Origin of the sequence: Geodermatophilus sp. DSM 45219, assembly GCF_900104025.1 — a bacterium.
In the GTDB taxonomy this organism is placed as follows: domain Bacteria; phylum Actinomycetota; class Actinomycetes; order Mycobacteriales; family Geodermatophilaceae; genus Geodermatophilus.
Genome location: NZ_FNIQ01000003.1, coordinates 42,182 through 55,906 on the forward strand (window position 1 = coordinate 42,182; position 13,725 = coordinate 55,906).

Annotated in this window: 12 protein-coding genes; all 12 read right to left on the reverse strand. The window is 74.0% G+C overall.

Features of this window, described 5'->3' with window-relative positions:
* Positions 1-84 precede the first annotated feature (84 nt).
* The 12 genes from BLR12_RS09330 to BLR12_RS09385 all read right to left on the reverse strand — a co-directional run bounded on the left by BLR12_RS09330 (position 85) and on the right by BLR12_RS09385 (position 13,649).
* Complete coding sequence (locus BLR12_RS09330) at positions 85-1,815, reverse strand: glycerol-3-phosphate dehydrogenase/oxidase (RefSeq protein ID WP_091378360.1); 1,731 nt, start codon at positions 1,813-1,815, stop codon at positions 85-87.
* The gene (locus tag BLR12_RS09335; protein WP_091376814.1) at positions 1,812-2,660 is read right to left on the reverse strand and encodes an HAD-IIA family hydrolase; all 849 of its coding nucleotides are present in this window, start codon (positions 2,658-2,660) and stop codon (positions 1,812-1,814) included. The genes BLR12_RS09330 and BLR12_RS09335 overlap by 4 nt, the downstream gene beginning before the upstream one ends.
* Positions 2,657-4,171: a xylulokinase gene (locus BLR12_RS09340; RefSeq protein ID WP_091378362.1), complete on the reverse strand. Its 1,515-nt coding sequence runs from the start codon at positions 4,169-4,171 to the stop codon at positions 2,657-2,659. The genes BLR12_RS09335 and BLR12_RS09340 overlap by 4 nt, the downstream gene beginning before the upstream one ends.
* Entirely contained in the window at positions 4,168-5,619 is a 1,452-nt protein-coding gene (locus BLR12_RS09345) for an iron-containing alcohol dehydrogenase (protein WP_091376817.1), read from the reverse strand. The genes BLR12_RS09340 and BLR12_RS09345 overlap by 4 nt, the downstream gene beginning before the upstream one ends.
* A complete protein-coding gene (locus BLR12_RS09350) occupies positions 5,616-6,479 on the reverse strand; it encodes a lipoate--protein ligase family protein (protein WP_143018748.1) in 864 nt (287 codons plus the stop codon). Before BLR12_RS09350 ends, BLR12_RS09345 begins: the two co-directional genes overlap by 4 nt.
* Before the next feature lie 5 nt (positions 6,480-6,484).
* A complete protein-coding gene (locus BLR12_RS09355) occupies positions 6,485-7,171 on the reverse strand; it encodes a 2-oxo acid dehydrogenase subunit E2 (protein ID WP_091376823.1) in 687 nt (228 codons plus the stop codon).
* Positions 7,168-8,055: a class II fructose-bisphosphate aldolase gene (locus tag BLR12_RS09360; protein WP_091376826.1), complete on the reverse strand. Its 888-nt coding sequence runs from the start codon at positions 8,053-8,055 to the stop codon at positions 7,168-7,170. Before BLR12_RS09360 ends, BLR12_RS09355 begins: the two co-directional genes overlap by 4 nt.
* Positions 8,052-9,587 carry an FGGY family carbohydrate kinase gene (locus BLR12_RS09365; RefSeq protein ID WP_091376829.1) on the reverse strand — a complete coding sequence of 512 codons (1,536 nt, stop codon included), beginning with the start codon at positions 9,585-9,587 and terminating at the stop codon, positions 8,052-8,054. The genes BLR12_RS09360 and BLR12_RS09365 overlap by 4 nt, the downstream gene beginning before the upstream one ends.
* Positions 9,588-9,590: 3 nt before the next feature.
* Complete coding sequence (locus tag BLR12_RS09370; RefSeq protein WP_091376830.1) at positions 9,591-11,261, reverse strand: glycerol-3-phosphate dehydrogenase/oxidase; 1,671 nt, start codon at positions 11,259-11,261, stop codon at positions 9,591-9,593.
* Between the two features lie 4 nt (positions 11,262-11,265).
* The gene (locus BLR12_RS09375; protein ID WP_091376833.1) at positions 11,266-11,511 is read right to left on the reverse strand and encodes a lipoyl domain-containing protein; all 246 of its coding nucleotides are present in this window, start codon (positions 11,509-11,511) and stop codon (positions 11,266-11,268) included.
* 84 nt (positions 11,512-11,595) lie between these two features.
* A complete protein-coding gene (locus BLR12_RS09380; protein ID WP_091376835.1) occupies positions 11,596-12,657 on the reverse strand; it encodes an alpha-ketoacid dehydrogenase subunit beta in 1,062 nt (353 codons plus the stop codon).
* Positions 12,654-13,649 carry a thiamine pyrophosphate-dependent dehydrogenase E1 component subunit alpha gene (locus tag BLR12_RS09385; RefSeq protein WP_091376838.1) on the reverse strand — a complete coding sequence of 332 codons (996 nt, stop codon included), beginning with the start codon at positions 13,647-13,649 and terminating at the stop codon, positions 12,654-12,656. Before BLR12_RS09385 ends, BLR12_RS09380 begins: the two co-directional genes overlap by 4 nt.
* Positions 13,650-13,725 lie beyond the last annotated feature (76 nt).

Here is a 13,725-nt window from a genome sequence, read left to right on the forward strand (position 1 = left end):
AGTATCGCACCCGTGCCCACAGGCCGGACCGGGACCCGGCGCGTGCGGCTCCCGGGATCGACCGGCTGAGGGGGACCGCCCCGGCTACCGCACCGGCACGACGTCGGGGGCGCCCAGACGAGCCGCGTCCGCCGTCTCGTCGTCAGGCTGCTGCTGCGCCTCGACCTCGGCGGCGACGCGGGCGCGGTAGTGCCGCACCTCCGACTCCTCGTGATCGCTGCTCCACCCGAGGAGCGGTGCCATGAGCCGGGCGACGACGGGGGCCGCAGCCACCCCGCGGTCCCAGGTCTCGATCGAGGCGCGGGTGCGGCGGGTGAGGACGTCGTCCAGGTGGCGGGCGCCCTCGTGGGTCACCGCGTAGACCGCCTCGACCTGCAGGTAGTCGTCGGCGCCGGGCAGCGGCTGGGCCAGCGAGGGGTCGGCGTCGAGCAGGGCCAGGACCTCGTGGACCAGGGTGCCGTGGCGGCGGAGCAGGTGCTCGATCCGCGCCGCGTGCAGACCGCTGCGCTCGGCCAGCAGCCGGCGCTGGTTCCACAGCGCCGCGAAACCCTCCGCGCCCACCAGCGGGACGTCCTCGGTCACCGACGCCGGCACCTTCTCGTCGAGCGCCCGCACCGCCTCGTCCACGGCGTCGCGCGCCATGACCCGGTAGGTCGTGTACTTGCCGCCGGCGACCACCACGAGCCCGGGCACCGGGTGGGCGACCGTGTGTTCCCGCGACAGCTTGCTCGTCACGTCGCTCTCACCGGACAGCAACGGCCGCAGCCCGGCGTAGACGCCCTCCACGTCCTCGGGGCGCAGCGGCTGGGACAGCACCCGGTTGGCCTGCTCGAGCAGGTAGCCGACGTCGCGGGCCGAGACCGCTGGATGGCTCTTGTCGAGGTGCCAGTCGGTGTCGGTGGTGCCGATGATCCAGTGCCGCCCCCACGGGATGACGAACAGGACGCTGGTCGCCGTACGCAGGATCAGCCCCGTCGAGCTGTGGATCCGGTCGCGGGGGATGACCAGGTGCACCCCCTTCGAGGCCCGCACCTGGAACTGGCCGCGGGTGGCGGCCAACGCCTGGGTGTCGTCGGTCCACACCCCGGTGGCGTTGACCACCTGCCGTGCCCGGACCCGGACGTCGCGACCGGTCTCCAGGTCGCGGACCACGGCCCCGGTCACGCGCTCGCCCTGGCGCAGCAGCTCGACGACGCGTGCCCGGTTGGCGCAGAGGGCACCGTGAGCGGCGGCCGTGCGGGCGATGGCCATGGTGTGACGGGCGTCGTCGACCTGCGCGTCCCAGTACTGCACCGCGCCGACGAGCGCGTCGGGCCGCAGCGCGGGCGCCTCGCGCAGGGCCGCTCGCCGGGAGAGGTGACGGTGCCGCGGGAGCCCGCGGGCGGCGCCGGAGAGCAGCGACATCGTGTCGTAGAGGGTCACCCCGGCGCCCACGTAGCCGCGCTCCCACACCCGGTGCTGCAGCGGGTAGAGGAAGGGCACCGGGCGCACGAGGTGGGGGGCCAGGCGGCGCAGCAGCAGCGAGCGCTCCGCGAGCGCCTCGGCGACCAGGCCGAAGTCCAGCATCTCCAGGTAGCGCAGGCCGCCGTGGACGAGCTTGCTGCTGCGGCTGCTGGTGCCGCTGGCCCAGTCGCGGCCTTCGACCAGGCCGGTCCGCAACCCGCGGGTCACCGCGTCGAGGGCCGCGCCGCAGCCGACCACTCCCCCGCCGATCACCAGCACGTCGAGCTCGCTGTCCGCCAGGCCCGCGAGCGCCGCGTCCCGCGCCGCCGGGGAGAGGGCGCCCCGCGCCGATCCGGTGGGTGGTGCGGTCACCGTCCCCACCCGCCCGGCGGTAGCAGCTGGTCGACGCGCTCCAGGACGAAGGTGGGCCGGCGGTCGGGCGGGGCCGCCGCCACGGCCTCGCGCGTGCTCTCCCCCGTGAGCACCAGGGCGGAGTCGACCCCGGCATCGAGGGCCATCGCGATGTCGGTGTGCAGCCGGTCGCCGACCATGATGCAGTCCGGCGCGGCCAGTCCCAGGGCGTCGAGCGCGGTCTCGAGCATGAGGCGGTCCGGCTTGCCGACGTTGACCTCGCACCGCACCCCGGTGCTCGCCTCGATGGCGGCGGTGATGGCGGCCGCGTCCGGCTCCCCCCGCCCGACGCCGGTGGGGCAGTACGCGTCCGGGTTCGTGGTGACCAGCCGGGCGCGGCCGTGGGGCCACAGCGCGTCGAAGGCGATCTGCAGCTTGCGGTAGTCGAACGTGCGGTCGTAGCTGGCCACCACGACGTCGATCTCGTCGGGCTCCTCGGTGAGACGCAGGCCCGCCCGTTCCAGCGACCGTCGCAGCGGTTCCTCGCCGATGACGAAGATGCCGGCACCGGGGGCGTTGCCCACCAGCCAGGCGGTCATCGTGACCACCGTGTTCACGATGTGCGAGACCGGTGTCGGGAGGCCGAGCCGCTCGAGCTTCGCGGCGTACATCTCCGGGTCCCGGGTGGGGTTGTTGGACAGGAAGAGGGTCTGCCGCCCGAGCTCGCGCAGCCGGGTGACCAGCTCGGACGCCCCGGGCAGGAGTTCGTCACCCAGGTAGATCGTGCCGTCGAGGTCGAACAGGTAGCCCTCGTAGACCCGCGTCGGCGCGTCCGACGGCGCCACCGCGGCCGGGCCGCTGCTCACGGTCGCACCGCACCGGCCAGCCGCGGGAACAGCTCGCGCAGCGCCGGGTAGAGATCGCGGTACACCTCGTAGAGGCGGTCGTACTCCTCGGTGACCCGGGGATCGGGGGTGAAGCGGCGCGCGGTGCCGCTCATCGCGGTGGCCGCGTCGGGGATCGACGGGTACAGCCCCGTCGCGGCGGCGGCGAGCATGCCGGCTCCCAGGCACGTGCTCTCCGGCTCCCGGACGACGACGACGTCGCGACGCATGACGTCGGCGAGGATCTGGCACCAGACCGCGCTGCGTGAGCCGCCGCCCAACGCCAGCACCTCCTCGATCGGCTTCTCGAGCACCTGCTCGGCTCCGGAGGTGAGCAGCCGCTGCTCGTAGGCGATGCTCTCCAGGAGCGCCCGGTAGACGTGCGACTTCCCGTGGGCGCCGGTGAGCCCGAGCAGTACCCCGCGGGCGTGGTGGTCCCAGTAGGGGGTCAGGGCGCCGGTCCAGTACGGGAGGACCAGCAACCCCTCGGCTCCGGGCGGGAGCTGTGCCGCCGCGGTCTCGAGGACCTGCTCCGGGGAGAGCTCGAGCCCCAGCGCCCGGGTGTCGACCCCGGAGAACTTCTCCACGAACCACTTGAGGTTGTGCGTCCCGCCCCCGATGAAGGTCTCCAGCGTGTAGGCGCCCGGCACCGCGGCCGCCAGCGTCCGGTACTCCCGCCCGTAGGAGTAGGTCTCGCTGTACGTCCCGGACACGACCCCCGTGCCCAGGTTGAGGTAGGCCCGCCCGGGCTCGGTGATGCCGGCGCCGAGCTGGGCGGACTGGCCGTCGCCGACACCGGCGACGACGGGCAGCGCGGGCGGCAGGCCGAGTCGCTGCGCCACGTCGTCGGTGACGCTGCCGAGGACCGCACCGGGAGGGTGCAGTGCGCACAGCTGTGACCGGTCGAGGCCGACCTCGGCGAGCAGCCCGTCGTCGTAGTCGAACGTCGTCATGTCGACGAGGCCGAGGGGGTCGGCGCTGGCCCACGACGTGGCCCACGTCCCGGTGAGCCGGTGGACCAGGAACGCCTGGACGTCGACGACCTTGCCGGTGCGCTGCAGGGTCTCGGGCTCGTGACGGGCCAGCCAGAGCAGCTTGTACCAGGCCGGCGTGGGGTTCGGCGGCTTGCCCGTGATGCGGTGCACCTCGGGGGTGCCGCGGCTCTCGACCTCCTCGACGGCCCGGCCGTCCATCCAGAGCATCGCCGGCCGGAGCGGCTTGCCGAGCCGGTCGAGGCAGGCGAAGGTCTCCCGCTGGTGGGTCACGCAGAGCGCGGCGATGCGGGACCCGTCGACGGTCTGGACCACCCGGCGGACCGCCGCGGAGGTGGCCGCCCACCAGTCCTCGGCGTTCTGCTCGCCCCAGCCCGGCCGCTGCTGCACCAGCTCGAAGTCGGCCCTCGCCTGGGCGACGGCCAGGCCTCCGGCGTCCCACACCACGGCCTTGGCCGCGGTGGTGGAGCAGTCCACCCCGATCACGTAGTCGCGGGTCATCGGACGCCCGGCCTCGCGCCGGTGGCGGCCCGGTCGGCCCGGACCAGCACCTCCGCCGCGTCGTCCGCGCCCCACCACCCCAGCGCGACGAGCAGGTCCACGACCGTCGAGCGGTTGCGCATCAGCGCGCAGTTGGCGACGGCCCAGTGCGCCAGCGCCGGGTCGACGGACGGATCGAGATCCGCGAGGAGCGCGGCCGCACCGGCGGCCCGCAGCTGTGCGGCGATGTCCGCGCTGGGGCGCAGCAGGCGGCGCAGCTCGGGCTCGACCCGGCCCCAGTCCGCGACGGCGGCCTCGACGGCCGGCCGGTGCGCCGCCCAGGTGGCGAGCTTGCGGGAGTAGTCGCTCCAGCACTCCGCCGTCACCTGGCTGCCCAGGTGCCCGAACGCCGACTCCACCCGTGCGCGGGCCACGTCGGAATCGGGGATGCGCACGGCCGGCGCTCCCTGGGCCATCCGGTCGAAGAGCAGCTCCCACGCCGCGGCCGCGATGACGGCGGCGGCGCCCACCTGCGCCCCGTGCAGGCCCATCGGCAGACCGTGCTCGCCGTGGTGCAGGTCGAGCATGTGGCTGACCAGGTGCTCGACGCCGGACAGGACGGCGGTGGTGCCCGAGACGCCGGTGGCGATGCCGCGGACGGCGAGTGCCCAGGTCAACCGCTCGACGGCCGCCGGGTCGGCGACCGCCACCCCCGGCGCCCACTCGTCGATGTCGGCGCCGACGGCGTCCAGCAGCTGGGTGGGGGCGGGGTGGAAGGTCGGGTCCACCTGCAGCAGCGCGCCCAGGCGCCAGTCGGCCGGCGCCGTGAACATCGAGGTGATCTCACCGAAGCCCGCCCGGTTCATGCGGGCCGGCGCCTCGCTGATCGTCTCGACGTCCGCGATGACCACGTCGGGCCAGCGGGAGGCGATCGTGCGCTTGACCCCCGCCCGGAGCACCACCGACACGTCGTCGGTGAAGCCGTCGACGGAGGCGGCGGTCTGGACCGCGGCGTGGGGGACCCCGCCGGCGTTGACGGAGGCCACCTTGCCGATGTCGGTGACGGTCCCTCCCCCGACGGAGACGATCGCATCGACCCCCTGCGCCGCGCGGGACGCCGTGTCGAGGGCCGCCTCGTCGGCGTGCAGGACCGGGTGCTCGTCGGTGAGCACCTCCGTGCGCACGTCGAAGCGCTGCTCCAGGGACGTGCGGACGGCGGTCTTGAGGTCGTCGCCGAGGCGCTGGATCGGGGTGGCGTCCACCAGCAGCAGCACGGTGGGTCGGCGGCCGTCGGTCGCCGGCCGGTCGTCGAGCAGGCCGGCGACGGCGTCGGCGACCCGGCCGATCCGGTCGCGGCCGAGCAGCACGGCGGAAATGCCGCAGGGCACCAGGGTGCGGTCGGGATCGGCGGCTGCCAGGTGGTCCTGGACCGCGCCGAGGTCCCCGAGCGGGAACACAGCTGTCGTCATGACACTCCTTGCTGCACGGGCAGGGCCGCTCCGGTGCGGACGGCCGGTCGGGGGAGGTCGGGCGCGGCCTCGCGGGCCCGGTCGAGCAGGTCGCCGGGGACGGCAGCGGGGTGCAGGTCCAGCCGGCGGCCCAGTGCCGCGAGGACGGCGGAGCGCACCTCCTCGACGCGCACGCCGGGCGCGACGTCGGTGACCGCTCCGGCGGTGCGCGCGTCGACGGTCAGGCCGAGTGCCCGGTAGGTCGCCTCGACCACCCGGCGGACCGGCTCGGCGTCGGTCACCAGCAGCACCGCACCGAGGAACCACCCACCGCGGACCACCCGCTGGGCGGTCCCGGCCAGCTTGACCCGGCCCCCGGCGTTGACGCTGAACCGGCCGGGGCAGTACTCGTCGGCCACCGGTCCGACCGCTGCCGCGACCCCCACGGTGGCCAGGGCCTCGACGAGGACCTCGGCGAGCTCCACGAACCGTCGGGTGACGCCACCCCGGGGTTCGTCCTCGGCCACCACCAGGTCCAGGCACAGGGCGCCCTCGTGGTAGACCGCGGCGCGGCCGCCGGGTGCACGCACCACCGGGGCGAACCCGTGCGCGGCGCTGACCTCGGTGGCCGCGCCGAAGCCGGGGCTCAGCGTGTCGCGCCGGCTGAAGGCCGTGGCGGGCGCCGGCCGGTAGAGCCGCAGCCACCCGCCGGTGCCCTGCGCGGCGACCTGCCGGAGCAGGGCCGGACCGATGCCCACGTCCACCGCGGGAGGGGCACCGTCCGGACCGGTGAGCACGCGTACCCCGCCGGTCGAGGGCGCCAGCGTGCTCGCGGCTGCGCGCCGGTCGCCGGGGTCGCCCACGCGGCTCGTCGGTGCCACCGCGCTCAGTCCTGCGTCCCGGCGGTCTCGAGCTCCTGGCGCAGCCGCGCGAGCATGCCGGCGCCCGTGGCGCCGTCGACCGCCCGGTGGTCGCAGGTGAGCGTCAGCTCGGCGACGGGCCGCACCGTCACCTGCCCGTCGCGGACGACCGGGCGCTCGATGGTGGAGCCCACGGCCAGGATGCCCACCTGGGGCGGGTTGAGGATCGCGTCGAACCGGTCGATGCCCAGCATCCCGAGGTTGGACACGGTGAACGTGCCGCCCTGGATGTCGGCCATGGACAGCCGGCCGGCCCGCGCCCGCGTCACGACGTCCTTGCGGCGCTCGCCGACCTCGGCCAGCGAGAGGGACTCCACGCCGTGGACGACCGGCACGGTCAGGCCCGCGTCGGTGGCCACCGCCAGCCCCAGGTTGACCGCGTCGTGCAGCGTGACGGTCTCGTCGGCGAAGTGGGCGTTGAGGCCGGGCGAGGCCTGCAGCGCCCGGGCGGTGCCCAGCAGCAGTGCGTCGGTGACCGTCGCCCCGGGGACCCGCCGGCCGACGGTCAGGGCGGTCGCCATGTCGACCGCCACCGTCAGGTGGAAGACCGGCGCGGCCCAGGCCTCGACCATGCGGCGCGCGGCGACGCGGCGGATGCCCTTCAGCGGCACGGTCCTGACCCCGGCGGCGAGGACCTCCTCGGTCCCGGTCACCGGGTCGCCGCTGCCAGCTCGTGCGGCGCCTCGACGGCGGAGGGATCCGCAGCTCCTGCGCAGCCGTAGAGCCGCATCTTGGCGATCGTCGCCTCGGTCATGAGCTCCCGGCCGCGTTGCATCGCCTCCTCGAGCTGGCGGTCGCCCTGGGCCCAGGTGGACTCGATGCCCTGGCGGAACGCCTTGCGGAGATCGGTGTCGGCGTTGAGCTTGTGCACGCCGTTGGCCACCGCGGTGCGGACGTCGTCGTCGGGGACGCCGGAGGCGCCGTGCAGCACGAGGGGGACGGGCACGACGGCGCGGATCTCCCTGATGCGCTCGACGGCGAGCGGCGCGGGTTCGGCCAGCGGCACGCCGTGCACCACGCCGACGGAGATCGCCAGGGTGTCCACACCGGTCTCGGCCACGAAGCGTTCGGCCTCGGCGACGTCGGTGTAGTAGGCGGCCCAGTCGACCGGTTCGTCGGCGTCCGGGATGCGGCCGAGCTCGGCCTCCACCGGCAGCCCGAACTCGTGGGCGATCTCGACGATGCGGCGCGTGGTGCGGATGTTCTCCTCGAAGGGCAGGTGCGCCCCGTCGTACATCACCGAGTCGAACCCCAGCCGGATCGCCTCGATCACCTCGGCGTAGGAGCCGTGGTCGAGGTGGATGACGTAGCGGGCCGAGGACTCCTCGGCGTTGCGCCGGGTCATCTCCAGCGCCTTGCGCAGGCCCATGTGCGGGATGATCGCCCGGCCGACCTGCAGGAACACCGGCGCCTGCGCCCGTTCCGCGGCCTGGAGCAGTGCCTGGGTCGTCTCGTCGTTGTGCATGTTGAAGGCCCCGACGGCGTAGCCGCCCCGACGGGCGTCCTCCACGAGTTGGCGGGGGTCGGCGGTGCTCACGATGCGGGTCCTCTCGGTGGGGCGGGATCGGGCAGGGGGGAGCTGCGATCGGGGTCGGTCAGGGTCCGGCGGACGGCGTCCTGCCAGCCGGCGTAGAGCTCCGTGCGCCGTTCGGCACCGGGACCGGGGTCGAAGGCGCGGTCGAGCACCCAGCCGGTGGAGACGTCCGACGGCCCGCTCCACAGACCGGCGGCGATGCCGGCCACGAAGGCCGCGCCGAGCGCGGTGCGCTCCAGCTCGCGTGGCCGCCGGATCTGCAGGCCGGTGAGGTCGGCCAGGAACTGGCACAGCAGGTCGTTGCGGGCAGCGCCCCCGTCGACCTTCAGGTCGGTGACCGGCATCCCGCCGCGCGCGAGCGCGTGCACGTTGTCGACCGTCTGGTACACCAACGACTCGAGCGCCGCGCGGACCAGGTGCGGCCTGGTGGTCTCCAGGGTCATGCCGACGACGGACGCGCGGGCCCGCCGGTCCCAGTGGGGGGCGCAGAGGCCGCCGAAGCCCGGCACGAAGTAGACGCCGCCGGTGTCGGGGACCGTGGCGGCCACCGCCTCCACGTCCTCCTCGGGCCCGAGCAGCTGCACGTTCTCGCGCAGCCACTGCAGCGTCTGACCGCTGTGGAAGACGACGCCCTCCAGCTCGTAGTCGGTGCCGCCCTGCACCGTCCACCCCACGCTGCTCGTGAGACCGTCGACGAGCACCGGCTTCGGTCCGGAGTTGACGGTCAGCACGCCGGCCGTGCCGAACGTGTTCTTGGCCTCGCCCTCGCCGAAGCAGGCCTGACCGAACATGCCGGCCTGCTGGTCGGCGAGGACCGCCCGGATCGGGATCCCCCCGGGCAGCACGTCGTCGGAGAGGACGCCGAACCCGGCGTCCGACGCGACCGCGTCGGGGAACAGCTCCAGCGGGATGTCGAGCAGCCGGCACAGCTCCTCGTCCCAGGCGAGGGCGTCGAGGTTGAACAGCGCCGTCCGGGACGCGCACGAGTGGTCGGTCAGGTGGGAGCGGCCCCCGGTGAGGTTCCACACCAGCCAGCAGTCGATCGTCCCGCACACCAGCTCGCCGGCCTCGGCCCGCGCACGGGCCCCGGGCACCTCGTCCAGGAGCCAGGCGATCTTCGCGGCCGAGAAGAAGGAGTCGTTGCGCAGGCCGGTCCGCCGGCGGAACAGCTCGTCGTACCCCTCGGCCTGCCAGCGCGCGACGATGTCGTCGGTCTGCGCCGAGATCCACACGATCGCGTTGTGCACCGGTTCGCCGGTCCGGCGGTCCCAGATCAGCACGGTCTCCCGGTGGCTGGTGACCGCGCACGCGACCACGTCCCGCGGCCCGGCTCCGGCCGAGTGCACGGCCCGCTGCACCGTCTCCAGCTGCCTCCGCCACAGGTCCACGGGGTCGAGCTCCACCCAGCCGGGCCGGGGGCGGATCCACGGCACCGGCGCGCGGGCCTCCTGCACCACCGCGCCGGAGCCGTCGACCAGGACCGACCGGGCACTGCTCGAGCCCTCGTCGAGCGCGAGCACGTACGGACCCGGCATGGCTCACCGCTCCTTCGCCGGCGCGCCGGCGCCGAAGGTGGCCGAGCGGGGACCGGACTCGTCGGGAACGGCGAGCCGCTCCAGCCAGGTGCGGTACCCGGCGATCTCGGCCGCGCGGCGGTCGTCGTCCCAGCCCAGGTGGTCGCCGAGCACCCCGGCGGCCTCCTCCACGACCTCGAGACCGTGGCCCGGCTCGAAGGCCAGCAGCACCCGCCGCGCGAGCACGTCGGTCAGCGTGACCGCGAGGTCCTCCTCCACGGCCAGGACCAGCTCGGCCGCCAGCAGGCCGCTCGGCTCGTGCACCACCGCGGCCCACGCGGGGTTCCGCGCGGCCAGCTCCTGCACCCGGCCGGCCCGGCTGCCGTAGAAGCGGGCCAGCCGCTGCACGGTGGCCTCCGGCAGCGGGACCTGCGTCTCCGCCCCACCGGCCTGCCGGGCCCCGGGCAGCGGCCGGGACTTCGTGGGACACGGAGGCGCCGTGCGCCCGAGCCGGCGGAACACGTCGTCGACCGCGTCCTGGGCCAGCTGGCGGTAGGTCGTGAGCTTGCCGCCCACGACGGTCACCAGGCCGGGCAGCCCGGTGTCGGCGTGGTCGTGGAGCACGTGCGACCGGGTGACCGAGGACTCGGCCTTGTCCGGCACGTACGGGAGCGGCCGGACGCCGCTGTAGGTGTAGAGGACGTGGTCGGGGGTGAGGGCGGCGCCGGGGACCAGCGCGTTGACCTCCTCGAGGAGGTACTCCTCCTCACCGATGTCGCACCGGGCCTCGGACGGGTCCTGCTCGAACCGGATGTCCGTGGTCCCGATGAGGTACCGCCCGAGCCAGGGGATGACCAGGACCAGGCGGCCGTCGCGCTGCGACTCGTAGTAGACGACGTCCTCCGGGGCTCCGGGGAACGGGTCGACGACGAGGTGGCTGCCCTTGGTGCCCCCGTTGAGCCGGGGTTGCCCCCGGTCGGTGCCGGACAGCACGCGGTCGATCCAGGGGCCGGCGACGTTGTAGACCACCGACCCGCGGACCTCGTGCGCGGCGCCGCTCAGCACGTCGGTGCAGCGGACGCCGACGACCCGCCCGTCCTCGACGAGGGGTGCGTCCACGCGCGTGTGCGTGCGGATCTCGGCCCCGTTGTCGCGGGCGTCCACGGCGAGCTCGACGCAGAGGCGTTCGGCCAGCTCGACCTGCCCGTCGTAGAACAGGGCCGCCCCCGTCATCCCCTCGGTCGCCATCCCCGTGAAGCGCTCGCGGGCCTCCTGCGCCGAGAGGATGCGGTGCCGCGGCGGCGACTTGTCCCACGACAGGACGTCGTAGGTGATCATCCCGAGGCGGACCAGCCAGCGCGGACGGGTGTTGCGCCGGTAGAACGGCATCATCAGCGGCACCGGCCGCACCAGGTGCGGGGCGAGCCGGAACAGCCGTTCCCGCTCGCGGAGGGACTCCCGCACCAGCCGGACGTCGTACTGCTCCAGGTAGCGGAGACCGCCGTGCACCAGCCGCCCCGACCAGGCGGACACGCCGCTGCAGACGTCCTCCTGCTCCAGCAGCACGACCCGCAGCCCGCGCAGGGCGGCGTCCTGGGCGATGCCGACCCCGTTGATGCCCGCTCCCACGACGACGAGGTCGTAGGAGCCGTCGTCCCGAGACCTGACCCCACCCGTGGAACCCGCGCGCGACACCGGACTACTCCGCGGTGTCGATGACGGCCACCGGCGTGCGCACCTCGACGGTGTCGCCCTCCGGCACCAGGATCTCGACCAGCGTCCCGGCGGCCGGGGCCTCGAGCGTCTCGGTGACCTTCTCGGCCTCGATGTCGGCGAGTGCCTCGTCCTCGGCGACGCTGTCACCGATGGACTTGAGCCAGGCGGTGATCGTCCCCTCGCTCATGCCCATGCCCCACTGCGGCAGGAGAACCTCGACGCGTGCCATGACTTCCTCTTCTCGGTCGGTCGTGCGGATGTCGGTCCGGCCGGCGCTGGGGGCACGGGGACCGTGGAGCTCGGTGCGGAGGTCTCAGCGCGGGGCGAGCCGGGCGGACTCCGTGCGGGCCATGGAGTCGGCGAGGTCGGGCTCCGGCAGGTCGAGGACCCGGCGGACGGCGGCCTCGATGCTGGAACGGTTGGGGTACATCTGCTTCTCGAGCGCCGGGCTGAACGGGATCTGCATGTCGGGGGTGGTCACCCGCACGATCGGCCGGGTGAGCGAGTCGAAGGCGTGCTCGGCCACGATCGCGGCGATCTCGCTCGCGGCACCGCAGGTCCGGTGCGCCGGGTCGGCGATGACCAGCCGCCCGGTGCGGCGGACCGAGGCGAAGATGCCCTCGACGTCCAGGGGCACCAGGGTGCGGGGGTCGAAGACCTCGACCGAGATCCCCTCCGCCTGGAGCTTGTCGGCAGCTGCGGCCGCCTCGACGACCGCGTTGGAGATGGCGACGACCGTGACGTCGTCGCCCTCCCGCACCGTGCGCCCGACACCGAAGGGGATCCGGTACTCCTCCTCGGGGACCTCCTCCTTCATGCCCCACAGCAGGCAGGCCTCGAAGGTCAGCACGGGGTCGTCGGAGTCGACCGCGGTGCGCAGCAGGCCCTTGGCGTCGGCCGGGCTGGCCGGGACGGCGACCTTCAGGCCGGGGACGTTCATGAACATCGGGTAGGGCCGGTCGGAGTGGTGCGCGCCGGTGTTCAGCCCGTAGAACATCGCCGACCGGAACACCACCGGCATCGAGGCCTGGCCACCGAACATGTACCGGTTCTTGGCGACCTGGTTCACGAACTGGTCCATGGCCATGTAGAGGAAGCTCGAGTACGACAGGTCCACGATCGGGCGCAGCCCGGTCATCGCCGCGCCGGCGGCCGCCCCCACGATGACCTCCTCGGAGATGGGGGTGTTGCGGATGCGGTTGCGGCCGTAGCGCTGCAGGAAGTCGCCCTCGGCGGCGCGCGACTTCCCGGACCCGCCCGTCGTCCCGTAGACGTTGGCCTCGACGTCCTCGCCGATGATGACCACCCGCTCGTCGGCGTCCATCGCCTCGCGCTGGGCGGCGCCGATCGCGCCGAGGTAGCTCATGACGGTCATCGCTGCGCTCCTGCCAGGGTGTCGGTGTAGAGGTCCTCGAAGGCGACGGACGGGTCGGGGAACGGGCTCTCGTCGGTGAACCGGACGGCCTCGTCGACCTCCGCGAGGACCTCCTGCTCCAGCGCGTCGAGCTCGTCGTCCGTGGCCACGCCGCGCCGGCTCAGCTCCGCGCGGAACAGCACGATCGGATCGAGCTCCAGCCACCGCTTCTTCTCCTCAGCGTCGCGGTAGTCCACGCCGAGCCGTAGTCCCTCGGAGTGCTCGTTGAAGCGGTAGGTGACGACCTCGACCAGCGTGGGTCCCTCTCCGCGCCGCGCGCGCCCGACCGCCGTGGACACGGCGTCGTGGACGGCGAGGACGTCCTGGCCGTTCTCCACCCGGACACCGGCGATGCCGAACCCGGCTGCCCGGTCGGCGATCACCCCCGAGGTGACCGTGTGCGCCGGGGTCGAGAGGGCGTACTGGTTGTTCTCGCAGAGGAAGACGACCGGCAGCCCCCAGATCCCGGCCATGTTCATCGCCTCGTAGAGGCAGCCCTGGTTGGCCGCCCCGTCGCCGAAGAAGGCCAGGGCGACCCGCCCGTTGCCGAGGACCTTCGCCGACAGGGCCGCCCCCGTGGCGATGGGGATCGACGAGCCGACGATGCCGGACTCGCCGAGGCTGCCGACGGCGAAGTCGGCCAGGTGCAGCGAGCCGCCCTTGCCCTTGCAGACGCCGGTGGCCTTGCCCACGAGTTCGGCCATCAGGGGACCGAGCGGGGCCCCCTTGCCGATCGGGTGGCCGTGGCTGCGGTGGTTCCCGGTCATGTAGTCGTGGACGTCCAGCGCCATGCAGGAGCCGACGACCTGGGCCTCCTGGCCGATGCTCGTGTGCACCGTCCCGGGGATCTGGCCGCGCTTGACCATCTTCGACGCGCGCTCGTCGAAACGGCGGATGCGGAGCATCCTGCGCTGCATCTCCAGCAGCGTCGCGTCCTCAGGGGGGTTGCTCATTCCGGCTGTCTCCAGGGGGTCGAACGGGCAGGACGGGATCCCAGGTCCGGTGCGGACGTGGGTCGTGGACGGGGAG